Source organism: Roseburia sp. OF03-24 (genome assembly GCF_003463035.1).
Lineage (GTDB): Bacteria > Bacillota > Clostridia > Lachnospirales > Lachnospiraceae > Roseburia > Roseburia rectibacter.
Map to the genome: position 1 here is coordinate 63561 of NZ_QSCK01000013.1, position 25168 is coordinate 88728.

Sequence of the window (25168 nt, forward strand, 5' to 3'; positions counted from 1 at the left end):
AAAATCTGCTCCGGCTTTTGTCAATGAATGTTTCGTTAAAAAAATATTACCTTATGCAGTCCATACTTTTTTTACCAGACAATCTAATAATATCAGTATGATTGCGCACAAAATTATATATGTGGAATTTAATGGTGTTATACAACCGATGATTACCATTATACTTGATATAAATAACACTGCATTATGTATTTTCTTATGTCTTGAACAATCAATCTTTTTCCATATATAGCATGCAATAAGATATACTATAATTAAAATTATGATTCTATCCATTATTTCACTCCTGAATACATATCTTCTTTACGTCTAATACTGGTATATTTAATTCCTCATTGTAACACTTATGCAATTGTTCCTGTAACATATGCTACAGAAATAGACACACCTTCGGAATAAGTATATGTGTCCTCCGGCATTAAACAATATACTGTCTCCGCCGGAGCATATATATCAATTTTTTCTCCATATCCAGAAAACTCATATATTTTACCATTTATCCCCAAACCTCCTACACATATAACATTGGGTAACTCAAAACAACCTGGATACACATGTTATTCATCTACATTAGAACTATTTTTCCCACCTGAGCAAACAAAAATTGCATCTGAACATTCTTTCATTATTGTATATAATTTTTCACTATATACTTCCATATCCCAACTACAATTAAAAAGACGAATTCCCTTATTATATCCATATTTAATTGCATTAACCACATCATCAACTTGATTATTAGAAATTTCTTGATCGTTATGATATATTACACTTTGTAAATCAGAAGATGTAATATCTATACCATTATCTATAATTCCCACAATAATGTTTTCATTTCCATATGTTTCCTTCCAAACATCTTCTATATGTATTTTATTTTTTCAATATTCAGTCTGTTCGCATCCTGCAGTCTGTATAAATAATGAAGCAAAAATTATATTTGCATCCTTTCGCTGGTGTTCCATCTGCTAATGCTTGTTTACTTCCTTTTGATGTTTTAGCCCATTTAAACGATGGTAGTGTTCCTAGCATATTATAATACGTTATGCTTTTTGAATTTGTACTATAGGCAAAACCTCCACTCCATGCAACACCAATTGTGTCTGTATAACTCCAAGGATAATAACACTTTAGCCAATTAAATGATTCTGTAACTTTATATTTAGAATTTTTTCGCTTTCCATCTTTATATGTTGATTGATTGAATACTGTTTGTGAAAAACTTAGTTTTGAAGTAGCAATTGATGAGAGCGATTTAATTTTTTAAACTGTCAAAACAGAATTATACTCTTTTCCCTGTATTTCTTCAATAAACACCTTTTTCATCTTATACATTATCTTTCTTATCTCGTACAGATATATATCAGATATCCTGCATAACATGCAAGCAGCACCACACCTTCTTTTTTCTCTATATGAAGCCTGCTCCATGCAAACACCCATACAAGAATGCTTACCAGCACCAGAAGTATACTGTCCACCACATTTTCCATAATAAACGCTACCGGACTTATCGTTGCTGTCACTCCCAGAATAAACAGAATATTAAAAATATTTGATCCGATCACATTTCCAAATGCCATATCAACTTCATTTTTTCTTGCAGCTACCACAGAGGTGACGAATTCCGGCAGGCTGGTTCCCATTGCAACGATCGTAAGTCCAATCAGATTCTGGCTTAACCCGGCTTTTACGGCAATCGCTGACGCACCATCTACAACAAAATCCCCGCCAAATTTAATAGCCACTGCACCACCCACAATATATAATGCACATTTCCATGCAGGATAAATTTTATATTCACCGGAAGGATCTTCTGCTTCTGCCGATGCCGCATGCGCTTTTAATGCTGACCGTACCATCCATACCAAAAATCCAATAAAAAGAAGTAACAATATCACACCATCTGTTCTTCCTATCTCCATGCCGGAAATTCCCAGAACAAACAAAAGCACCGCGCACAGAACAGAAACTGGTATTTCTTTTTTTAATGTATCTTTCTGTACGATCAACGGTGCAAATAATGCACATGCCCCGCATACAAACATTAAATTAAAAAGGTTAGAACCTATCACATTGCTGACTGCTAATGCATTGTTACCGGCAACGGAAGCTGTTACACTGACAGCAAGTTCCGGCAGGCTCGTCCCCATTGCAACGATCGTGAGTCCGACAATCATAGACGGAATCCGCAGCGCCCTTGCAACGGAAGAACTTCCCTCAACAAAAAAATCTGCACCTTTGATCAATAAAACAAATCCCACCATCAATAAAGCTATTGACTGCATCATCGCCACCATACACATTTCCTCCTTCGTTTTTCCTGTTATTTATATCCTGTTATTTATAAAATTCCCAGATGTGTCAAAAGGATTCTGACACCGAGCAATACTAAGATCAGTCCGCCGGCAAACTCTGCTTTCTTTTCGTACTTGTTTCCAAAAAAGTTTCCAACATAAACCCCGCCAATCGAGATACAAAAGGTGGTGATTCCAATGATCGTGATTGCCTCCACGATCGGATAGTCCAGAAATGCAAATGTGATCCCGACTGCAAGTGCATCAATACTTGTCGCAACTGCAAGCACAAACATCTCTTTGAGATCGAGTGGCGCATCCAGTTCTTTTACCTCATCCTCTTCCTGATCCGGTTTTATGGATTCGATGATCATTTTACCACCGATCACTCCAAGAAGTATAAATGCGATCCAATGGTCAATGCTTGTGATATATTTTTCAAACTGACTTCCCAAAAGCCATCCGATAAGAGGCATCAATGCCTGAAAACCTCCAAAAAATAATCCGATCACAAGTGCCTGTTTCTTGTTGACCTTACGCATCCCAAGTCCTTTGCAGATCGACACTGCAAATGCATCCATGGACAGCCCGACGCCCATCAGGAACAATTCAATAAAAATAGCCATCTTTTTTTACCCGCTTTCTTTTTGTATCAGACATTTTCCGTGATGTTTCCTCAGTTATTTTGTACTGTATGCGTCATTCCTGCAGTGATTTCCAATTTCTGACATACTTTAAATGATAATATTTCTCAAATAAATACGACAAAAAAGAGACTCCACGTATATTCCTGTACCGGATATCCTCGCAGATATCCCTACAAAAATATACATGAGTCTCATTCTTTAAGATTTGCCAGGTTCTTTTCGTGTGTGCCCACCAAAAGAAACCGGTATGTTGACAAACCACGCGATCACGCGAACTACTCCCTCACGGTTTCACAGACTGCTTTCCTTCAAAACAGCCTGTGCTCATCATAAGTTTTTCACTTATGCCAAACGCTGTTTTCACATCATATCTTATACACCATGATTTGTCAATGAATGTTTCGTTAAAAAAACATTACACCGCTGCAAGCGCGATTCCAAGGAACACATAAAACAACAGCAGTGCAAGAAGTGACAGCAATCCTGTCTGCACCCAGTGCGCGAGGAAATCATTGTGCGCACGCTCCATGATCCTGCCGGTGCTCTCCGCATAGATCATCTTTCCAACATAATCATTTTGCGGAAACACTTCTGCAAAGGTGTCCGGACCGCTCCCTTTTAAGATATAATGTTTTAACATTGGGAGTATCCTTGACCAGATGTAAAGGCGGCCGCTTCCTAAATATTCCAGTCCGTGGAAATTAGCATGCGGTATTTCCACCATCTCATCCGCTTTTCCCCATTCTGTCTCATAATAATATCCCGCAGCAAGTTTTGAAAATTCCAGTGTATAATCATCCAGCCAAAATATTAATTCTTCTTTTGCATCCATCTGTATTGCATTTGCTATCCTCCCCCCAATGCGTTTTTGATGCACTGAGGGGATTAGTTTTTCCCAGGCGGTCATCCTCCGTATCGTCATCTTCGTAGTCTACATCAGAAAATGCCACCAATTCCTCGTTTTCGTCCTCGTCGTCTGTATTATCAGAAGCAACAGAAGCGATTTCCGGGTATTCGATTTCATCGTCCTGCACACCAAACAGAACCACATGAGCGTTGACTCCGTCCCAGATAACCTTACGCACGATGGTGCGGATGGCTGCTCGTTTCTGCTCAACTGTCATTTCGTCAATACCATCCTTGAAGACAGTCAGCAGCTGACGCATCAAGTCAAACTCAATATCGCTGAGAGCATGCTGTGTGGTCAGACCCTCCAGCTCCTGAATACGTTTTTCAAGGGACTGGTATTCCTCGTTCAACTGCTCAATTCGTTTGGTTACATGCGCCTTGGCAGGGCTGTCACCCATATCTACAAGGGCGTCTACCAGAGAATTGATTTTCTTCTCGGTTTCTGCCTTTTCCTTTCTCATTTCATCAAGTCGCTGCTCATAGTCCATGCGATTGCCGGTATAGAATCTACGGCTCTGTTCCAACTGTGCAATGAAAGTATCCTTATCCTCCGCAAGCATTTTAATCTGCTCGACCACAGCCATATCCAATGTATTGCCATTGGCATTCTTGCTGTTGCATACAGACCTCTGACTGCGTTCCTTCATTTTGCATACATAGGTATAAATTACTTTTCCATCCGCAGTTTTGCGCTTGCTCATTTTCGGATACATACGCTCACCGCAGCTACAGAATAGCAAGCCAGTCAGAAGCGCTTCATTACTGCGTGGCTTCCTAAAGGATTTGGATTTATTGCGTTCCAAAGATTCTTGAATCTGTACCCACGCTTTACCCGGAATCAGCCCCGGATGCTTGCCAACAGATACAATCCATTCACTTGCAGGAAGGTACTTTGTTGCTCTGCCTTTTTCCTGATCGGTACGGTTGTAAGCCATAATACCATGCTTGTTGTCAAAGGCATCTTTGTCTGAAAACAAGTCCGTATCATGCTGAGTAAAGAATTGATAGGCATCTTCATCCGCAATGCTGCGGAAGAAATCGTCTTAAATGAATTGATATATTGTTAAAAATGAAGACCATCACTGGTTCTCTATTTGAGAACCCGTGATGGTCTTTATCTTAATGCGAATTTAATGCCATAACCAGCACGCTAATGCCCATTTTATGGTTGAAATGCAATAATACAATTAAGAAAACGAACGTTGGAGGTGTTGAGATGGGGAAACTGGAACGTAAATTATCCTCCTCACAGATGATCATTCTTGGTTTTGCCGCTGTCATATTGTTGGGTGCGCTGCTTCTGATGTTGCCGGTATCCAGTAAAGGTGGAGAGATTACACCGTTTCTGGATTGTCTGCTGACATCGACTTCGGCGGTTTGTGTGACCGGACTTGTGGTTTATGATACGGCGGCACATTGGACAGTGTTTGGGCAGGCAATCATTATTGTGTTAATTCAAATCGGCGGCATGGGCGTTATCACAGTAGCTGCTGCGATTACAATGGCAGCAGGAAAGAAAATCTCCTTGATGCAAAGAAGCACAATGCAGGATGCAATTTCCGCACCGCAGGTTGGCGGCATTGTCCGATTCACTGGTTTCATCTTGAAAGGCATCGTAATTATTGAGCTTTTGGGCGCAGCGATCATGGCTCCTGTGTTCATCAGGGATTACGGATTTGGCGAAGGTCTTTGGATGGCAGTATTTCACTCTATCTCAGCCTTCTGTAATGCCGGTTTTGACATTGTAAATGATGGTATTCTGTTTAATTCTTTGATGGGATATGCTGCAAATCCAATTATCAATCTGGCAATCATGCTACTGATTATCATCGGCGGACTTGGATTTTTGACTTGGAGAGATATTTGCACCAACGGCATCCACATAAAGCGATACCGTATGCAAAGCAAAGTTATCCTTACTGTTACCTCAGGATTGATACTGATTCCAACGGTCTACTTCTTCTTTTTCGAACTGGCACATCTTCCGTTTGCAGAACGCTTTTGGGGAGCCTTGTTCCAAGCTGTTACGCCGAGAACAGCAGGCTTTAACACCGTGGACTTGAATGCAATGAGCGAAACTGGACAGATGATTACATCATTGTTGATGATCATCGGCGGTGCGCCCGGTTCTACGGCAGGAGGTATGAAAGTTACTACCTTTGCAGTAATGATATCTGTCGCAGCGGCAGTCTTTCAAAAACGTCAGAATGGTTGTTTCTTCGGGCGACGCATCGATGATGATACCGTAAAAAATGCGGCAACGGTGTTCTTTATGTATATTTCGTTATTTCTTCTTGGTGGCATAGCAATCAGTAAACTGGAAAATCTTCCGCTTGTAACTTGCCTGTATGAAAGTGCATCGGCGGTTGGCACAGTCGGTTTGACACTGGGTATCACACCGGAACTTGGGGCTATAAGCAAACTGATTCTGATTGCACAGATGTATATCGGCAGAGTTGGTGGGCTGACGCTGATCTTCGCTACACTGCCGGCAACAAAAAACACATTATCAAAACTCCCTGTCGAGAAAATCTCGGTAGGTTAAGAACAAGGAGGTTCTGTTATGAAATCGATATTATTGATTGGTCTTGGACGATTTGGCAAGTTTATTGCTATGAAGCTGCACACTATGGGACATCAGGTTATGGCAGTAGATACCAGTGAGGAACGTGTAAATGCACTGCTTCCTTATGTTACAAATGCACAGATTGGGGACAGCACCAATGAAGAATTCCTCGCTTCTCTGGGTATTGGCAATTACGATTCCTGTATTGTTGCCATTGGAGATAACTTCCAAAACTCTTTGGAAACCGCTTATCTGCTGAAAGAATTGGGCGCTAAAAAGGTTATTGCCCGTGCATCTCGTGAGATACAGGAAAAGTTTCTGCTACGTAATGGCGCAGATGAAGTGGTCTACCCTGAAAAGCAGTTGGCTGCATGGACAGCAGTCCGTTGTTCCTCTGAGAATATCTTGGAGTACATTGAACTGGATAACGAATACGCTATTTTCGAATTGGAAATCCCACTTGAGTGGAACGGAAAAACCATTGTACAGTTAGACATTCGTAAAAAGTTTGGCATCAACATCCTTGGTATCCGTGAGAACGGAAGATTAAATATGAGCATTACGCCGGATACCGTGCTTGGTCGAAATAAATCGATTCTTGTGTTAGGACAGGAAAAAGCCGTCCACAAGTGCTTCCGCATATAATCAATCCTTTTTTAATCAGGCTAAGGAGGTGTTCTTGATGAAGGATCTGTTTTTAATACTAATTCTGTTGGCAACTTTTGCATTTGGATACTATGTTGTTGCAAGATTCGGAGATTTCATTGAAGAAAACCAACGCCTAATCGCCGAAGGTAACCGAAATAGCCAATGCAAGATTCATATTGCAGCAGAAAACCCGATTCTGTTAAATTTCATTGCATCTGCATTAGAGAGCTGTTCTGAATCTGCTCCTCATATTGAGTTCTTTCTCAGTAGCGGACAAATCAATCATCTCTTAGATAAGCTAATAAATGAACGTATCGACATTCTTCTTCTGGCAGATGACAGCACAGAACCTTTGGGGCAACAATATGCTTCTGTTCGGATTCCATACGAAAAGACAAAGATGCTGGTAACCACGCTTGGTCTAACGGTTGAAAATTTGGATGAGGAAAAATGGATTCGTGTTGTTTGGAAAAAGAGTTTGAAATCCAAAAATCGTGACCGAGTAATTACAGCATTGGAAATGGAACATTGTAGACTAAAATGCGGATATGCTGACTATTTAGACTGATCGTTCACATTTTCGAGGTAGAAATCAGGACTTTTGTATGGTAGAATCTATTACAAAATTGGAGGTGAGGATCATGAACAAACTAAATAACATTAACAGCAAGCAGGATCATATCCTCGCCTGTCTGTCATCGGCACCGTCCAATGCAAAGATCATTCGTACCGCCGCAAGAATGGCAAAAGCCTTTGACAGTCAGTTTACAGCATTATTCGTTGAAACACCGGATTTTGCAGTGGCTACCGACGAAAACAAAAAGCGATTAGAGGAAAACCGCAAGTTGGCTGAACAGCTTGGAGCGACTATCGAAACGGTATATGGCGACGATGTTCCGTACCAAATTGCAGAGTTTGCCCGCATCTCCGGTATTACTCGAATTGTTTTGGGCCAAAGCTCCGCTATCCAAAAGCATCTGTTTGGAAAGCCGACATTAACACAACTTCTGTTGTCCTATGTACCAGAGCTGGATATTCATATCATTCCAGATAAAGCAGCAGATACGACCTATCATCCCAAAAAGGCGAGGAAATACCATCACGAGCAAATCATAAAAAACACTGTAAAGAGCGCTCTGATTCTGTTTGCGGCAACATTACTCAGTTTGTTGTTTCACGAGATAGGCTTTACCGATGCAAATATTATAATGGTGTATATTCTTGGTGTGTTGTTGACATCTATTGCCACATCCCATCAGATATACAGCTTGATTTCATCCATAGTCAGTGTATTTATCTTTAATTATCTGTTTACAGCACCTCGATTCTCGCTCGCAGCTTACGGTACCGGTTATCCGGTAACATTCGTAGTTATGTTTTTAACGGCGTACATCACAGGTACATTTGCCATTCGATATAAAGAACAGGCACGACAATCAGAGAAAATCGCCAAACGAACAAAGGTACTTTTTGATACAGATCAGCTTTTGTCTAAGGCAGAAAACAAATTAGCCATTCTGCAAACTGCCGGACAGCAGATCAACAAGCTGCTCGGACGAAGTATAGTCATTTTTGACCACGAAGGTGGACGATTATCTGAGCCGATACGTTTCATTTCGGATGAACAGCGCTTTTACGATGAAGAAACAGAACTTGCGATTGCAGAGTGGGTTCTTCAGAACAATCATAATGCCGGAGCTACAACAAAGAACTTCCCAGATGCACAGTATCTGTATTTTGCTGTTCGTGTCAATGAACGAATATATGGTGTCGTGGGAATTGATGCAATGGCAGGTGCTTTGGATGCATCAGAGCAGGGCATCCTTTTGTCTATTCTCGGTGAAACAGCGCTTGCACTGGAAAATGAGAAGAATATCAGGGAAAAAGAAGCTGCAGCAATTCTGGCAGAGAGTGAACAACTTAGAGCTAATCTGCTGCGAACCATCTCCCATGACTTACGCACTCCGCTGACAACGATTTCCGGTAATGCAGGCAATCTTTTACACAACAGTCATAGCTTTGATGATGAAACCAAACAGCAGATTTATGCAGATATTTACGATGACTCCATGTGGTTGACCAACCTGGTGGAAAATCTTTTGTACTCTACTCGTATCGAAGAAGGTCGCATGATGCTGAAAACCTCTCCAGAGCTGGTTTCTGAAATCATCGAGGAAGCGATGCAGCATATCCGCCCCAATGCAAAAAAGCATTCCATCACTTTGAATTATGGGGATGATTTACTGATGGTACGGGCAGATGCAAAGCTGATCGTACAGGTCATCATCAATCTTGTGGACAATGCACTGAAATACACACCTTCGGACACCTTGATTAGTATCAGTGCTGAATGCAAGAACGGGATGGCGGAAATCAAAATCGCTGACACCGGCAAGGGCATCAGCGACGTGGAAAAAGGAAAAATATTTGATAAATTTTACAGCGGCGAACATAAAATAGCGGATAATCGCCGCAGTCTTGGACTGGGTCTGTACCTCTGCAAGGCTATTGTGGAGGCACATGGCGGATCAATCCACATTACGGACAATTTACCGCATGGTTCTGTGTTCCGTTTTACCCTTCCGCTGGAGGAGGTAATAATACATGAATAACTTTCAAATCCTCGTTGTGGAGGATGATGCTCCGGTACGCAATCTAATAACTACAACATTAAGAGCACATGATTACCGCTTTATTGCATCAGGCACCGGTGAAGGAGCCGTGATGGAAGTAGCTTCTCATAATCCTGACATAATTTTACTGGATTTGGGACTACCAGATATTGATGGAGTGGAAGTAATACGCCGTGTCCGTAGCTGGTCAAACGTTCCAATCATTGTTATCAGCGCAAGAGCTGAGGATAATGATAAAATTGATGCACTGGATGCCGGTGCAGATGATTATTTAACAAAACCGTTCTCTGTTGAAGAATTACTAGCACGTCTGCGTGTTACCCAGCGCCGCCTTGCGCTGATGCAAAATGTGAGCAATGAACAGGCAGTCTATCAAAACGGTCCACTTCGAATTGACTATTCTGTGGGTTGTGCTTATCTGGGTGACGATGAGCTGTCTCTGACTGCAACGGAATACAAGCTGCTGTGTTTACTTGCACGAAACACAGGCAAGGTATTGACACATCGTTTTATTTTACAAAATGCATGGGGAAGCAGTTGGGAGAATGACATTGGTTCTCTGCGTGTTTTTATGGCAACTCTGCGAAAAAAGCTGGAGAAAACCCCTGGCGCTCCACAATTCATCCAGACTCATATTGGCGTTGGATATAGGATGCAGAAAGTGGAATAATGCTAAGAAACAGTTAAAAAATCTCTACTTACACTTTGTTGATGGAGCAATTGGTGACATAGCCAGAGAGCTATTCTATAATAAAAAATATTATATTGTGGGAAAGAAGGTGGAATCACAAAATGGATACAAGCGACAGTTGTCCTGACCCTAACCGATGCAATTACAAAATCTATTTGTTCAGATATAGAAGTTAAGACACGACTCGTGCATTGGAATCCATGCATGGGATGTGTCTTTTGCTTTTTTTGAAGATAGTATATTGTTATTGCAGAAAAAGGTTAAAATGTTAGTATTGTTTTTATTACAGATTATATTGATTGCATTAAATGCAGTTTTTGCTTGTGCAGAGATTGCGGTACTTTCCATAAACGAAACAAAATTGGAAAGGATGGCGGATCAAGGAGATAAACGAGCAAAACGCCTGTTCCGTCTGACAAGAGAGCCTGCCAAGTTTCTGGCAACCATTCAGGTTGCCATCACATTGTCTGGCTTCCTGGGTTCCGCATTTGCGGCGGATAACTTCTCTCTCATAGACTGAAATACCGAGGGAGGTGCGTGGTATCGCAAGAAAGAGTGCTCCAATCAATGTAATTGTCCATTATCCAAAAGCTGAAGAAACGGTAAGATTTACCTTCATAAGTGATTGTCACGCCATCCTGGGACGTAACGATTGACTCTAAACGGTTATCTTTCTTCTGATCCAGCATCCTGCTTAAATATCTGCCGCGACCACAACCAGTGCCACGATCGCCGCTCTCGTATATGTAAACCAGCACAAAATCCATGCGTCCACAAGGAAAATACTTCTCCGGTAACAGGTATAAAAATCCGGTATCATGCTGTAATCTGAATTCCAGTTATACTGGCTAAATCCGGTATCATACTCCGCTAAATACACCACAAATGGCAAAACACACAATACCAGGATCACCGGCAGCAGCAAATCATTAAAATGTCCTGCCGTTTTTCTCTTTTCCCTTACTGCTTTTTTCACTGGTTATCTCCTATCATCCAAGCAATTCAAGAATCTCTTCTTTTGTGAAGCTTGCAGAATCCATTCCTTCGCCCTCAAGCACCTGCTCGGCAAGCTTCTTTTTCCGCTCCTGGATGTCGATGATCTTCTCCTCGATGGTTCCCTCTGCCACAAGTTTGTATACTGTCACGACGTGCTTCTGTCCGATACGGTGTGCACGGTCTGTCGCCTGATTCTGTACCGCAACATTCCACCATGGATCATAGTGGATCACGATGTCCGCAGAGGTAAGGTTTAATCCGGTTCCACCTGCTTTTAAGCTGATACAGAATACCGGAACATCATCATTATTAAAACTATCTACCATCTGCATACGTTTTTCTTTATTGACAGAACCGGTCAGAAGATAATAATCAATACCTTCCTTTTTCAGACGATCTGTCAGACGATCTAACATGGATGTAAACTGTGAGAACAAAAGGATCTTGTGTCCTGCTCCGACTGCATTTACGATCAGTTCCATACACATATCCGTCTTTGCCGATTCCCCCTGGTAATCTTCTAACAGAAGTCCCGGATCACAGCAGAGCTGACGCAGTTTTGTAAGTTCTGACAATATCTGCATCTTTCCTTTCTGAAATTCTTTGTCATTCTGCCGGCTTAACATCTCTTTCATTCTGGTTGCATAAGCATCATATAGCTGCATCTGCTCGCCGTCTAACCTTGCAAATACGTTTTCTTCGATCTTCTCCGGAAGATCTTTTAACACGTCCCCCTTCAGACGTCTTAGAATAAACGGTCGGATCATGCGCTGTAAGCGCTCCATCTTGTTTGCATCCTGATTCACCGCGATCGGAAGTTCAATTTCCTCCCGGAATTTCTGATAAGTATATAAAAATCCCGGCATCAGATAATCAAAAATACTCCACAGCTCGCTGAGCCTGTTTTCGATCGGTGTTCCTGTCAGAGCCAGCTTGAATGCCGCAGTGATCTTTTTGACACCTTTTGCCGCCTGTGTGGATGGATTTTTGATATACTGGGCTTCATCAATGACCTGAATTGCGAATACAAATTTCTGGTACACTTCTGCATCTCGCTTTAACAGATCATACGAGGTAATAAGGATCTCGCCCTCTTTACTGTGTCTTATGATCGATGCACGCTCCGGTACACTGCCGGCTACTATGACAGTCTGCAACTGCGGGGCAAACCGCGAGATCTCCTTCTGCCAGTTATAAACCAAAGATGCCGGACACACGATCAGCGAACGCCGCAGCTCCTTTTCCCCGGACTGCATCTCTTCCTGTTCTGCTGTCAGGAGACTGATGACCTGAAGCGTCTTTCCAAGTCCCATATCATCCGCTAAAATACCGCCAAATCCATTTTCACGGAGTGTCTTTAACCACAGGAAACCATTCTTCTGGTAACTTCTCATGATCGAATTTAACGTTTCCGGCACTTCATAGTCACTGTCCTCGATCGTTTTCATATTACGGACCATGCCCTTGAACTCTTTATTTTTCTCGATCGATAGAAGCTGATTGTTCTTTAATGCCGCATCAAGATACATTGCGCGGTATTTTGGAACAATTACAGTGCCTTTTTTCAGGTTTGTTTCTGTCAGGCGCAGATCCTCGCTGACTTCCGCTAATGTACTCAGTCCATCTTCTTCAATATTTAGAAAATCACCGTTTTTCAGACGGATATACTTCTTTTTCCGGTCATATTTTGAAAGCAGATATGCAAGTTCTTCCCTTGACATTTCATCGGAATGAATTTTTAATTCCAGAAGATCGCTCTTTAACGAAATGCCCACAGAAACAGCCGGTGAAGATACAACCTTTAAATTACGGAAATTCTCCGTCGTATATATGGTCATAAATTCGCCCAGTCTTCTGAGACCGCCTGAAACAAGCTGGTAAAGCATTTCCTCATTATGTGACAGCACAAACACGGTCTGTGCCATGGCGTATTCATTGAAATACGGTTCTACAAGATTTTTGATGCGGAGTTCCTCTGCAAGGTCACGCACTTCCCCCGGTGCGATCTTCTCAAGGACATTATATTTATCATCCCCGTAAACAGCCATCAGTTTCGCGCCTACCGTATTCATATCCTGTCTGTCTAAGTAAAGTTCAAACTCCGGCTTTGGCGGCACATAAAGGCTCTCATCAAATCCGGCCTCTTTCTCCACCTTAAAATATTTCTTGAGCAAAGGAAGAAGGTCACGGCAGAACATTGCAAGTTCGTCTGCAGCAATATAGGTCTGTCCTCCGGTCTGGCGGTGCATAAATTCAAAAAACTCCCCGACTGTCTCCTTCATTCCTGCAGGACTGCGGTAGATCATATCCGCATCATAAAAATAAAAATATTTTTCACCTATGATCACAGAATCATCTTCCAGCAGCAGAAAGATGCCGGCACCACCCTGACGGATGACCAGTTTCGGCTTTTTCTCTTCCGGTGAAAACGTATAGGTATCCTCCGGTAAAAATCCTACCTCCGCCTCAAACGGCATGTCACCAACTGCCTCAAAAAAGCGGTCGATTCCCACACCATCTAACTCCATTGTGCGCTCATAGCTGCCTGTATACGCATAATACGCATGGAACTGGCTCTGACGCCTTTTGTCCATTTCCTGCTGTTCCATAAATGTGATGATGCGTTTTGCAGATTCCGTAAATGCATCTAAATGATGATAAAATTCCAGTTTTTTTCCATAACGGACTTTTTCGTTAATTTTGATCGAATGTAAAAATGCAGAAATATTTTTGAGAACATATTTCTGTTCCATTCCGATCTTAAATTCTACTGTCGCGTAACTGTATTCCATTTTAAAGTATGGCTCTAACTCCACCTTACCGTAAATATTTTCCGGTAGAAGATAAGTAGAACCTGCACGCATGGAATAACGGTTTAACAGATTTTTCAGCGACGTATCTGTCTTTAACTCTTTTTCCGCATAAGGCTTTGTCTCCTTCTCAGGAGTGATGCCAAGTTTTGCATTCAAAATATCTTTTGCCTGTCTGCGGTTCACATAAGCGAGTGCAATGGCAACGCAGTGTTTGCAGATGCCCTCATAGTTACAGAATGCCTCACAGTTGCAGCGGCTCTCTGAAACTTCCGCATATTCTTCATCTATCACAAGCCGGACATCATAATGATCCTCGACTTGTCCTTTTACTTTTCCAGTTAATTCTGCCTTTGGAACGCCATCTTCCGTGTATACATCATAGGAAAATTCCTGTACAAGTCCCTGCTCATACAATTCCTTTCCCCGGCGGTATGCTGCCGGATATGCTTCCTGTTTAATGTCTGATATGGAAAACATGTCTGCTTTGCTCCTCAATCGTATATTTCTTGCATCTTTTTATTGTAGCATAAATTTGAGGATTCGGTTAGACTTTTTTTACTAAAAACTGCTTCTAAAACACAACTTTGATCTCTGTTCCCACACCGACTTCACTCGTCATTGAAATCTGTGCATCATGCTGGGCAACAATGTGTTTTACGATGGCAAGTCCAAGACCTGTACCGCCGGTAGATTTTGACCGACTCTTGTCGACACGGTAGAAACGCTCAAAGACGCGCTCCTGCTGTTCCTTTGGGATTCCGATACCGGTATCTTTTACGATCAGTACCGGTCTTGTATTTTCGATGGCAGTCACGATCGTGACACTGCCGCCTTTTTTGTTGTAGCGCACCGCATTACTGCAAAGGTTAAACAACAGTTCCTCAAGCAGTGTCTTATTCCCGCTCATCGGAACAGACGTCCCCTCTAATTGCAATGTCACCTCGTTTTTCTCTGCCTGCATCTGCATGGAGCTGACGCACTGCTCTCCAAGCTCATGCAGATCAACCGTCTCAAATTCAAGTTTTAGATCACTGTCATCTAATTCTGACAGCTTAATAATATCATTGATCAGCGACTGCAGCCGCTCCGCGCTCTTATGGATCTCATTTGCAAAATGCACGGTATCCTCACCGCCTGTCATTCCGCTTGCGATCAGTTCTGCATATCCGGAGATAGCTGTCAACGGCGTTTTTAATTCATGTGAGACATTGGCTGTAAATTCCTGCCGCATCTGCGCATGGTTTAAGATATCCATATGCTGCTTTTTGATCATGGAAATAAATGGCTGCATTTCCTCATAAACTTCTGTCTCATCCACGAGAACGATATTGTCTGCCATCTTCTCGATCGGTGCCATCAGTCTCCGCGTCAGGCGGTATGAATAAAATACACACATCAGAAATACCATCAGTCCAACCGCCAAGATCAGCCCCGACATCGTAGACACCAGATGATAAATGCTTCCGCTCTCTTTTGCCACACGCACAACACTTCCATCTTCTTTTCTGAGTGCATAATAAAAAGTATGCTTCGACGAAGTGGATGAGACACGGATTGATTTTCCCTCACCATTTTTCATTGCTTCTGCGATCTCCGGACGTTCTTTATGATTTTCCATGGAAGATACATCTTCCATGCTGTCATATTCCACATCACCATTTTCATCCACGCATGTAATGCGCAGTCCATCGGTTTCCAAAGAATAAGTGATGTCTTTCGATAACTGATCCGGACTTATCACTGAAACAACATGTGCATTTGCCTTTAGATCATCAAATATCTGTTCTTCTAAAATCTGATAAAACAGAAACATAGAACAAACGGCAGTCACCACAATGGCGATTGCCGCAATCAACATAAACCCGGTATTGATCTTTTTCTTCATTCTATCATGTACCCCACATTCCGCACGGTCTTGATACAGCTTCCCGCTGCACCAAGTTTCTGCCGCAGTGTTTTGATATGCATATCAACGGTACGGCTCTCACCCTCATACTCGAAGCCCCATACCTGATCCATGATCTTATCTCTTGATAAAACGATTCCCTGATTGAGCATCAGGTACTTCAGTAATTCAAACTCTTTAAACGTCAGTTCACACGTCTGCCCTGCAACGGTAACAGCATGTTTATCCATATCCATAAGAATATCTTCATGAATCAGCTGTGAATCTTCATGCACGCGGCTTGTTCTTCTAAGCATTGCCTTCACACGGGAGATCAGCTCCATCACACCAAACGGTTTTGTGATATAATCATCCGCTCCAAGATCAAGTCCTTTTACTTTATCAAGTTCACTTGTCTTTGCCGTTACCATGATGACCGGAACCTCTGCAGTTGCCTTATCTGCCCTTATCTTTGTTAAAATATCCAGTCCGTCCTCCCCCGGAAGCATGATATCTAAAAGGATCAGTGACGGAATATTTTTTTCCAGACGCTTAAAAAATGGTGCACTGCCCTCAAATTCTTCCACTTCATAGCCACTGTTTTTGAGTGCATACCGCTCAATTTCACGAATATTAATATCGTCTTCCACTATATAGATTGTTGCCATATTTTCCCTCAATCTCCATTTTCAAGCGTCTTTTTTGTACACCAACTGTGTTCCATGCAAATATTCGATTGCTAAAAATCCTTCACACTTAAATCTGATACATCTTCTCGAACTCGTTTAACTGTTTTGTAAACTCTGCACTCTCCTCAGCATCCATCTGCTCGGTAAAACTGTGTTCCTCTAACTGGGTATCCTCTAACTGCATCATATATACCGCGATATTCGAACAATGGTCTGCAACACGCTCATAGTTCATTGCAAGATCTGACAATACAAGACCAAGCTCAATGGTACATTTCCCTTTTCTAAGACGCTTCATATGGTTTTTCTTTACTTTCTTGTTTAACTCATCAATAACTTCTTCTAACGGTTCTACCGTACGTGCCAGTGCTTCATCCCCCTCCACGAACGCATTTGTGGTACGCTCTAAGATATCGCGGAGTGCCGCACTGTATACCAGCATTTCTTCTTTTGCTTTCTTAGAAAATACGGCTCCCTCTTTTACCATCTGCTGTGCATTTTCCACTACGTTGATGGAATGGTCGGAAATACGCTCAAAATCTGTCAGACAGTGAAGCAGAGATGTCACCTTCAGACTGTCTTTGTAAGATAAATTCTGGCTGCTTAACTTTGTTAAGTATGCGCTGAGTTTATCATCATAGGTATCTACGATATTTTCTTTTGCAATAACATCCCCGACCTTTTCTTCGGAGTATTCATCGAGTACGGTCATAGCCTCTAAAAATCCTTCATGTGTGATCTTCGCCATCTGGTTTGCCAGAGAGTGACACTGCTCAATTGCAAATGCAGGACTGCTTAAGAAGCGGTCGTCTAAGATCACAAATACATCCTCTTTCTGATTCTGTTCCTCTGCAGTTTTCGGGATCGTTAAGTATGCCAGTTTCTCCAATCCCTTTGTAAATGGAAGTAAAACCAGGGTTGCGAACACATTAAATATGGTGTGGATCATTGCGATTCCCGCTGCTCCAACGACTTCATTGGTAAATTCAAATCCGATCAGCGCATTGCCTGTATAAAACAATACCAGAAACAGGATCGTACCGATCACATTAAAATAAAGATGCACGAATGCCGTTCTCTTTGCACCTCTGTTTGCGCCGACTGCTGAGATCATCGCCGTCACACAGGTACCGATATTCTGTCCCATAATGATCGGGATCACAGAACCATAGGTAAATGCTCCTGTTACAGACAGTGCCTGTAAAATTCCGACCGATGCAGAGGAACTCTGGATGATCGCAGTAAGTACAGCTCCTGCTAATACACCAAGGAACGGATTATGGAACATCGTTAAGATATTCGTAAATTCCGGCACGTCTGCAAGCGGTTCTACCGCCCCGCTCATGCTCTCCATACCGTACATCAATACTGCAAATCCAAGTAAGATCTCGCCGATATCTTTTTTCTTGTCGCTCTTTTTCGACATACAAAGTATGATACCGATCATTGCAAGGATCGGTGAGAAGGAGGATGGTTTTAACATCTGGATAAAAAAGTTATCCCCCTGCAGTCCACTTAAGCTCAAAAGCCATGACGTTACCGTTGTTCCGATATTTGCACCCATAATGATGCCGACTGCCTGTGACAGCTTCATAATACCGGAATTTACAAAACCAACCACCATAACCGTCGTCGCCGATGACGACTGGATCACTGCCGTTACACCTGCACCAAGCAACACTGCCTTGATCGGGTTTGATGTCAGAGTCTCTAAGATCTTCTCTAATTTACCTCCTGACATCTTCTCCAGTCCGGCACCCATTACATTCATTCCGTACAGGAACAGTGCCAATCCGCCAATGAGGGTCAGTACTCCAAAAATATCCATCTCAATCTCCTTTTGTATGCCGCTTTTCTTATTCTTTACGTTTTTTTGACATATAATTTATTTATACAGCATTTTTCGTCATTTTGCAATTAGCATAAAAAGGAGTATGTAAATTCGCCGTCAACTTTATGTAAAATCTATGTAAAATCTCAAAGAAACCATTTATTTTTGTCTATTTTTAATTTTCATGCTGCCCGGTAATAGAATAAATTACCCACTCTGCAATATTGGTCGCATGGTCTCCGATACGCTCAAAATATTTTGCTACCATCAGCATATCTGTTGCCTGTTCACCATTTTTTACATTTTCATTGATCTTTTTAATGAGCTGCTGTCTGAACTGGTTAAACAGATCATCCACCATATCATCTTCTTTGATGACCCAGTGTGCTAAATCCATGTCTTTCTGCACGAATGCATCCACACTCTTGATCACCATATTTGTTGTCTCTTTTGCCATTGCCTTGATAAGGTCAAGATTGATCGGATCACCGGTTTCATAGGATGCATCTGCCATTAAGATCGTCATCTCCGAAATATCGGATGCATGATCTCCGATACGCTCCATATCTGTGATCATTTTAAGTGCTGCAGAGATCAGGCGCAGATCTTTTGCCACCGGCTGCTGCTGCAGTAATAATTTCATACAAAGACTTTCAATATCCCGCTCCTGATGATCGATCTCCTCATCAAAGCTGATCGCTTTTTCCGCTTTTTCCACATCCTGTTTCACAAGTGCAGAACATGCCATCTCGATTGCCTGCTCGATCAAGCCTCCCATTTCTATTAATTCGTCATTCAATGTCTGAAGCTGTCTGTCAAACCTGTTTCTCATGATTTTCCACTTCCTTCTTTCTTTTCACTGTAATATGTTAATGTGCATTTTCTTACGCTTTTTGTATGTTATAAGCAATGAAACCTGAGGTATCATCCAAAACGTCCGGTAATGTAATCCTCTGTTCTCTTATCCTGCGGAACTGAGAATAACCGCTCTGTATCACCGGCTTCAATGACTTCTCCTAAAAGGAAAAATACCGTCTTATCCGATACACGGACTGCCTGCTGCATGTTATGCGTTACCATAATGATCGTATACTGTTTTTTCAGTTCAATGACAAGATCCTCGATCTTTGATGTTGAAATAGGATCAAGCGCAGAAGTCGGCTCATCCATTAAGATAACTTCCGGATTGACTGCAAGTGCCCTTGCAATACAGAGTCTCTGCTGCTGTCCACCGGACATACCAAATGCACTTTTTTTCAGTCTGTCTTTGACTTCATCCCAGATTGCTGCATCCCGCAGGGATTTTTCCACAATCTCGTCTAATTTTGCCTTGGAACGGATACCGTGTGTTCTCGGCCCATAGGCAATATTGTCATAAATGCTCATTGGAAACGGATTTGGTTTCTGGAATACCATCCCGACACGCTTTCTTAAAAGATTGACGTCCATGCCATTGTAAATATCTTCTCCATCCAAAAGAACGCTTCCGGTGATCTTACATCCTTCCACTAAATCATTCATTCTGTTTAAACTTTTTAAAAAGGTGGATTTTCCGCAGCCGCTCGGTCCGATAAAAGCGGTAATTTCATTCGAGCCGATCGACATATTGATATCTTTTAATGCATGAAAATCACCATAATATAAATCAAGGTTTGAAATTTTAAATTTTTCTGACATGTTTTCTCCTCTATTTTTGTCTGCAAATCTTTTTCACATCACTGCTTCGGTGCTTCAAACTTCTTTGCGATCAGGGAAGATACCCCGTTGATGATCAGTACCACGACAAGAAGTACAACTGCCGTCGCATATGCCTCATTTGTATGCATACCCTCACGAGACAGCGAATACATGTGAATTGCCAGGGTACGTCCGGAATCGAAAAATCCCGCAAGATTTGCAACTGTGCCTGATGTATAAATAAGTGCCGCCGTCTCTCCTACGATTCGTCCGATTGCTAAGATGATGCCGGATAAAATACCCGGAATTGCACTTGGTAGCACGATCTTAAATATGGTACGCAGTTTTCCTGCGCCGAGTCCGAAACTTCCTTCGCGAAATGAATCAGGGACACACAAAAGTGCTTCCTCCGTCGTTCTCATGATGACCGGGAGTACCATGATCGCGAGTGTTGCAGCACCTGCCATCATCGAATACCCCCACTTTAATGCAGTCACAAAAAACAGCATACCAAACAGTCCATAAATGATAGACGGAATACCGGACAGCGTCTCTGCCGTAACACGAATGATCCCAACCAGCTTATTTCCTTTTTTTGCATATTCTACAAGGTAGATCGCTGCACCTACGCCAAACGGCACGGATAACAAAAGTGCCAGCACTGTCATAAACAGTGTATTGATCATTGCCGGAAGCATTGACACGTTATCTGAGTTATATGTCCATGCAAACAGCGATGGTTTTAAGTACGGGATACCGCGGATTAAAATATACCCCACCAGAAACACTAAAACGCCTACGGTCAGCACTGCTGCTATCAGCACTAAAAGCAGCAATATGAATGAACCCGGATGTTTCATATATGATTTGATCTTGTCTTTCAAAGACTGCTGATTGATCGCAGCAATCTCAGATTCCATATGTTTTTCCATCTGATTCCGCCCTTTCTAATTATCCTTTGTACGTCTCTTTAAAATAGAGAAAGAGACATTGATGATGAGGATAAACACAAACAGTACCACACCGGTTGCGATCAATGCTTCCCGGTGAAGATCCGTTGCGTATCCCATTTCCATTACAATATTTGCCGTTAAGGTACGGACTCCTTTAAAAATACTCGATGGCACTCTTGCCTGATTTCCTGCAACCATCATAACCGCCATTGTCTCACCAATCGCACGTCCGACACCGAGCACGACCGCTGCCATAATACCGGATTTTGCTGCTGGAACGATTACAGTAAAAACACTTCTCTCATGTGTTGCACCAAGTGCAAGTGCTCCTTCATAATAGCTGTTTTCCACGGCACGGATCGCTGATTCCGATACGCCTATAATTGTCGGCAGGATCATAATTCCAAGCAGGATCGACGCTGTTAAGATACTGTTTCCATTTCCTTTAAAATGCTCTCTGATAAATGGAACTAACACAACCAGACCGAAAAATCCGTATACGATCGAAGGAATACCTGCTAAGAGATCCACGATCGGTTTTAATATCCGGTACAGTTTTTCCGGACAGAAACGTGCCATAAAGATCGACATCAGAATTCCGATCGGAACACCGATCAGGAGAGCTCCTCCGGTTACATAAATACTTCCTAAGATCATCGGAAAGATTCCGAATATGTTATTCGTCGGTTTCCACACTTTTCCCGACAAGAACTGCCATACGCCGATTTTCTGCATTGCCGGAAATCCGTTTGCAAACAAGAACACACAGATTAAGGCTACTGCGATAATGGATATGACTGCCGTAAAAAGGAAAACGCCTTCCATTACTTTTTCTTTGATATGATTCATTATTTTTCTCCAGACTGATAAAAAGTTGTGTACGTTATTTATGTAAAGACCGGCAGAGTAACTGTCTCTCCCGGTCTTTACCTGATGTTTTATAATAAGGAATTCTATGAAATATGTTGTTTGTATCTGTCTGTATTACTCTGTAACGCCATCCCAGGATGTGATCTCGCCTGTATAGATGCCTTTTACAGTATCTTTGGAAAGATCTGTAGTCGGGTTGTCATTGTTTACGATCACTGCAATACCATCCATAGCGATCACGGTTGCTGTTAAGCCACCCTCTGTCTCAGAATCTTTTAATTCACGGGAAGCCATACCGATATCACAGGTTCCATCCATAGCTGCTGTCATACCTGTGGTGGAATCGCTCTCCTGGATCTCGATCTCTGCACCGCTGTTGACTGCAGCATATGCCTCTTTCAATTTTTCCATAACAGGTGTTACGGAAGAAGATCCTGCTACAACAACTTTTCCGCTTGCGCCGTTTGACTCAAATGCTGCTGCACCGTCATCTACCGGGATGTATTTGTTATCAGAAATAACTGCCTGTCCGTCTGCGCTCATGATGAAGTTGATAAAATCCTGTGCTACATCACTTGGTGTTCCTTTTGTTGCAATATTAAACGGTCTTGCGATCGTGTAATCCCCGCTCTTAATATTATCTACGGTAGCTTCTGCTCCATCGATGGAAACTGCTTTTACACTGTCATTTAAGGAACCAAGTGATACATATCCGATCGAGTATTCATCACCTGCAACAGTTGTTAACATAACATCCGTACTGTTTGTAATGATCGCTTCATCTGTTGTATTATCGATTTTCTCACCGGCATCGTTTTTCTCTTCTACACCGAACAGCTCGATGAATGCTCCTCTTGTACCGGAACCATCCTCACGGGATACAACGTTGATGTACTCACTGTTGTCAAAATCTCCGGATTCTGCTGCCGCACTTGCTGCTGTCGTATCTGGTGTGACATCTGCTGACTGATCTGTGGAATTATCTGCAGCGCCTGATGCGTCTGTGCTTGCATCTGTATTTGTATCTGCTCCTGCATTTGCACTTGCATTTCCACTGTTACCACAACCTGCGATCATACTGGCTGCCATCATACCTGTTAATAACATACACATTACTTTCTTTTTCATTTTTTAATCCTCTCTTTTTTCAATTTGCAGGTTGTCTGCTTTCCTGCTGTTTTCTTTTCATTTCCTTTTGACAGTTTTTACTTTAAAGCACTTATGTAAAATACATGAGAGAGGTTTAGTAAAATGTATGTAAAATAATGGTAAATGTTTCGCTTACTTTTACATCTTCTCGATCTGTCTGCGCAGTTCTAACATCTGGTTATCTACTTTTGCGATCACATCAGAATAATTTTTTGTTGCCTGCTCCACATTTTCAATCTGTCCTGCATTTTTCTTGTAGCACATCTGGTTATCCAGTTCTGCCCAGTAGTCCATGGCAAACGAACGGATCTGTATCTCCACCCGCACCTCTGTTGTTTTTTCCAGATAAGTAACAGGAACACCCACGATCAGATGGATGCTCTGATAACCGCTTTTTTTGGGATTTTTTACATAATCCTTCTCCTTGAGCAGTTTAATGTCCTTCTGTTTCTTTATATAATCCGCCACGCGGTAAATATCATCACAGAAAAAACAGACGACACGGATTCCGGCAATATCGTTTAAAGTATCTACCGCTGCCTGAAACGTTACCTCTCTTCCCTTCCGCATCAGTTTTTTTACAATACTGTCTGTCTGCTTGATCCGTCCCGTCATAGTACGAATAACCTGACGGCCAAATTGCTCTGTCAGGTCCGCATTGATCATTTTTAATTTTGCCTGCACCACATCCATCGCATATGTATAAGAAATCCGTACCATAGGTGCTTCAATCTGTTCTTTTAATTGTTTTTCCATGAGCAAGGTATCTGCTCCCGCTAAATTCTCTTTTATTCCTATGCGTTTTTTCTGTTTTTTAGAATCTTTCTTCGGCAAAATCCATATCTCCTATTTCGTAATCATCTTCGTCTTCATAATAATCATTTTGATCTTCTGCTTCGAACTCATCCCGTACATTTTTCTGTGCAAAATCCTTTTCTTTGTGCTGCATCGCATTTGCCTGAAGCTTAAAAACGACAAACCCGATCACAAACATTGCTGCGATCACGATAACACCGGCTTTTGAAGTATGAAAAATCTGCGTGGAGATTCCCATGAGCATCGTTCCCATAAAAGATGCTCCCTTTCCAAAAATATCAAAAATTCCAAAATATTCACTGGATTTTTCTTTCGGTATGATCCTCGCATAATAAGAACGCGATAATGCCTGGATCGCTCCCTGAAATACTCCGACAAATGTTGCCATCATCCAGAATTTCCACGCCGCATCAAGCCAGAGCGCATAAACGGCACACAGCTTCCGATATATCCCCATGCATATCCCTGCGAGGATACATCATCCATGCGCTCATCTGTCGTCACATCCACGAGCATGGAATCATAAAAGATGAGACTGCCGGAAAATCCGACTTTGGTGATCTCAAATACCACCAGAAATAACATGGCACTCTTCGGAAGTGCAAGTGCGGCACATCCAATAACTCCTACCATCATAAAAAGTGTAAATAACGGTTTCTTCCGGTTCTTTCCATCTGCAACCGTTCCGAGCACTGGTCCTAAAATTGCCACGATCAAAGTGGAAATTGAGATCGCATAGCTTAAATATGCCGTAGAGTCAGCAGCCGATATGCCATTCTGTGTTGCCATATTTTTAAAATAGATCGGTATGATCGTGGACACTAAAAGTGCAAAGGCAGAGTTTCCGACATCATACATTACCCAGTATTTTTCAAGTTTATTCAATTTCTGTTTCATTTTCACTAACCTCGATTCTTCATGATAAAATCAAAAATTTCATGATAATATCTGCATCTTGTTTTATAATCTGCATTAAAAATTTCATGTTTGGATGCCGGCATACAGACCAATGAAGCTGTATCCACGTGATTTGCAAAAACTGCGATCTTTTTGCCGCGATCCGGGTAATTTGTGATCATTGCATCCACACGCATTGCG

22 protein-coding genes and 2 pseudogenes are annotated in these 25168 nt (G+C 42.0%); 6 read left to right on the top strand and 18 right to left on the bottom strand.

The genetic code is table 11. The features are described 5' to 3' along the window. Positions 1–344: 344 nt before the first annotated feature. From DXA60_RS19915 to DXA60_RS08465, 6 genes are all read right to left on the bottom strand, one after another. A complete protein-coding gene (locus DXA60_RS19915) occupies positions 345–554 on the bottom strand; it encodes a S8 family serine peptidase (RefSeq protein ID WP_117920838.1) in 210 nt (69 codons plus the stop codon). A gap of 3 nt (positions 555–557) precedes the next feature. After that, positions 558–821: a hypothetical protein gene (locus DXA60_RS08445; protein ID WP_117920839.1), complete on the bottom strand. Its 264-nt coding sequence runs from the start codon at positions 819–821 to the stop codon at positions 558–560. Between the two features lie 522 nt (positions 822–1343). Beyond that, complete coding sequence (locus DXA60_RS08450) at positions 1344–2300, bottom strand: calcium/sodium antiporter (RefSeq protein ID WP_117920840.1); 957 nt, start codon at positions 2298–2300, stop codon at positions 1344–1346. Positions 2301–2344: 44 nt separating this feature from the next. Further along, the gene (locus DXA60_RS08455) at positions 2345–2923 is read right to left on the bottom strand and encodes a manganese efflux pump MntP (RefSeq protein WP_117920841.1); all 579 of its coding nucleotides are present in this window, start codon (positions 2921–2923) and stop codon (positions 2345–2347) included. Between the two features lie 436 nt (positions 2924–3359). Further along, positions 3360–3776 (bottom strand): O-antigen ligase family protein, encoded by a 417-nt coding sequence (locus DXA60_RS08460; protein ID WP_158570868.1) that lies wholly within the window; start codon positions 3774–3776, stop codon positions 3360–3362. After that, entirely contained in the window at positions 3739–4830 is a 1092-nt protein-coding gene (locus DXA60_RS08465) for a recombinase zinc beta ribbon domain-containing protein (protein ID WP_243006824.1), read from the bottom strand. The genes DXA60_RS08460 and DXA60_RS08465 overlap by 38 nt, the downstream gene beginning before the upstream one ends. A 239-nt stretch (positions 4831–5069) precedes the next feature. Here DXA60_RS08465 and DXA60_RS08470 point away from each other — a divergent pair, with 239 nt between their 5' ends. From DXA60_RS08470 to DXA60_RS08495, 6 genes and pseudogenes are all read left to right on the top strand, one after another. Beyond that, complete coding sequence (locus DXA60_RS08470; protein WP_243006825.1) at positions 5070–6398, top strand: TrkH family potassium uptake protein; 1329 nt, start codon at positions 5070–5072, stop codon at positions 6396–6398. Positions 6399–6416: 18 nt separating this feature from the next. After that, on the top strand, positions 6417–7064 hold the full coding sequence (locus DXA60_RS08475) for a potassium channel family protein (RefSeq protein WP_117920843.1): 648 nt from the start codon (positions 6417–6419) through the stop codon (positions 7062–7064). Between the two features lie 37 nt (positions 7065–7101). Beyond that, complete coding sequence (locus DXA60_RS08480) at positions 7102–7635, top strand: hypothetical protein (protein WP_117920844.1); 534 nt, start codon at positions 7102–7104, stop codon at positions 7633–7635. A 73-nt stretch (positions 7636–7708) separates the two neighbouring features. After that, a complete protein-coding gene (locus tag DXA60_RS08485) occupies positions 7709–9679 on the top strand; it encodes a DUF4118 domain-containing protein (RefSeq protein ID WP_158570869.1) in 1971 nt (656 codons plus the stop codon). Then, positions 9672–10370 carry a response regulator transcription factor gene (locus DXA60_RS08490; RefSeq protein WP_117920846.1) on the top strand — a complete coding sequence of 233 codons (699 nt, stop codon included), beginning with the start codon at positions 9672–9674 and terminating at the stop codon, positions 10368–10370. Before DXA60_RS08485 ends, DXA60_RS08490 begins: the two co-directional genes overlap by 8 nt. A 286-nt stretch (positions 10371–10656) precedes the next feature. Continuing rightward, positions 10657–10899, top strand: a pseudogene (locus DXA60_RS08495) (CNNM domain-containing protein); the annotation flags it as partial. A gap of 186 nt (positions 10900–11085) precedes the next feature. Here the strand turns inward: DXA60_RS08495 and DXA60_RS08500 are convergent. The 12 genes and pseudogenes from DXA60_RS08500 to DXA60_RS19760 all read right to left on the bottom strand — a co-directional run bounded on the left by DXA60_RS08500 (position 11086) and on the right by DXA60_RS19760 (position 24967). Beyond that, entirely contained in the window at positions 11086–11367 is a 282-nt protein-coding gene (locus tag DXA60_RS08500; RefSeq protein ID WP_117920847.1) for a hypothetical protein, read from the bottom strand. Between the two features lie 13 nt (positions 11368–11380). Next, positions 11381–14677, bottom strand: a complete 3297-nt coding sequence (locus DXA60_RS08505) for a DEAD/DEAH box helicase (protein WP_117920848.1) — start codon at positions 14675–14677, stop codon at positions 11381–11383. 94 nt (positions 14678–14771) lie between these two features. After that, positions 14772–16085, bottom strand: a complete 1314-nt coding sequence (locus tag DXA60_RS08510) for an ATP-binding protein (RefSeq protein WP_117920849.1) — start codon at positions 16083–16085, stop codon at positions 14772–14774. After that, positions 16082–16753 (bottom strand): response regulator transcription factor, encoded by a 672-nt coding sequence (locus DXA60_RS08515; RefSeq protein ID WP_117920850.1) that lies wholly within the window; start codon positions 16751–16753, stop codon positions 16082–16084. The genes DXA60_RS08510 and DXA60_RS08515 overlap by 4 nt, the downstream gene beginning before the upstream one ends. An 88-nt stretch (positions 16754–16841) precedes the next feature. Further along, entirely contained in the window at positions 16842–18602 is a 1761-nt protein-coding gene (locus DXA60_RS08520; protein WP_117920851.1) for a Na/Pi cotransporter family protein, read from the bottom strand. 178 nt (positions 18603–18780) lie between these two features. After that, complete coding sequence (gene phoU, locus DXA60_RS08525; protein WP_117920852.1) at positions 18781–19437, bottom strand: phosphate signaling complex protein PhoU; 657 nt, start codon at positions 19435–19437, stop codon at positions 18781–18783. A gap of 92 nt (positions 19438–19529) precedes the next feature. Next, positions 19530–20282: a phosphate ABC transporter ATP-binding protein PstB gene (pstB, locus tag DXA60_RS08530; RefSeq protein ID WP_117920853.1), complete on the bottom strand. Its 753-nt coding sequence runs from the start codon at positions 20280–20282 to the stop codon at positions 19530–19532. Between the two features lie 38 nt (positions 20283–20320). Further along, entirely contained in the window at positions 20321–21214 is an 894-nt protein-coding gene (pstA, locus tag DXA60_RS08535; protein ID WP_117920854.1) for a phosphate ABC transporter permease PstA, read from the bottom strand. A 15-nt stretch (positions 21215–21229) separates the two neighbouring features. Further along, on the bottom strand, positions 21230–22084 hold the full coding sequence (pstC, locus tag DXA60_RS08540) for a phosphate ABC transporter permease subunit PstC (RefSeq protein ID WP_117920855.1): 855 nt from the start codon (positions 22082–22084) through the stop codon (positions 21230–21232). A gap of 135 nt (positions 22085–22219) precedes the next feature. Further along, the gene (locus tag DXA60_RS08545) at positions 22220–23233 is read right to left on the bottom strand and encodes a substrate-binding domain-containing protein (protein ID WP_117920856.1); all 1014 of its coding nucleotides are present in this window, start codon (positions 23231–23233) and stop codon (positions 22220–22222) included. Positions 23234–23392: 159 nt separating this feature from the next. Next, entirely contained in the window at positions 23393–24088 is a 696-nt protein-coding gene (locus DXA60_RS08550; protein WP_186899847.1) for a GTP pyrophosphokinase, read from the bottom strand. Continuing rightward, positions 24069–24967, bottom strand: a pseudogene (locus tag DXA60_RS19760) (MFS transporter). The gene DXA60_RS08550 and the pseudogene DXA60_RS19760 overlap by 20 nt, the downstream one beginning before the upstream one ends. Positions 24968–25168 lie beyond the last annotated feature (201 nt).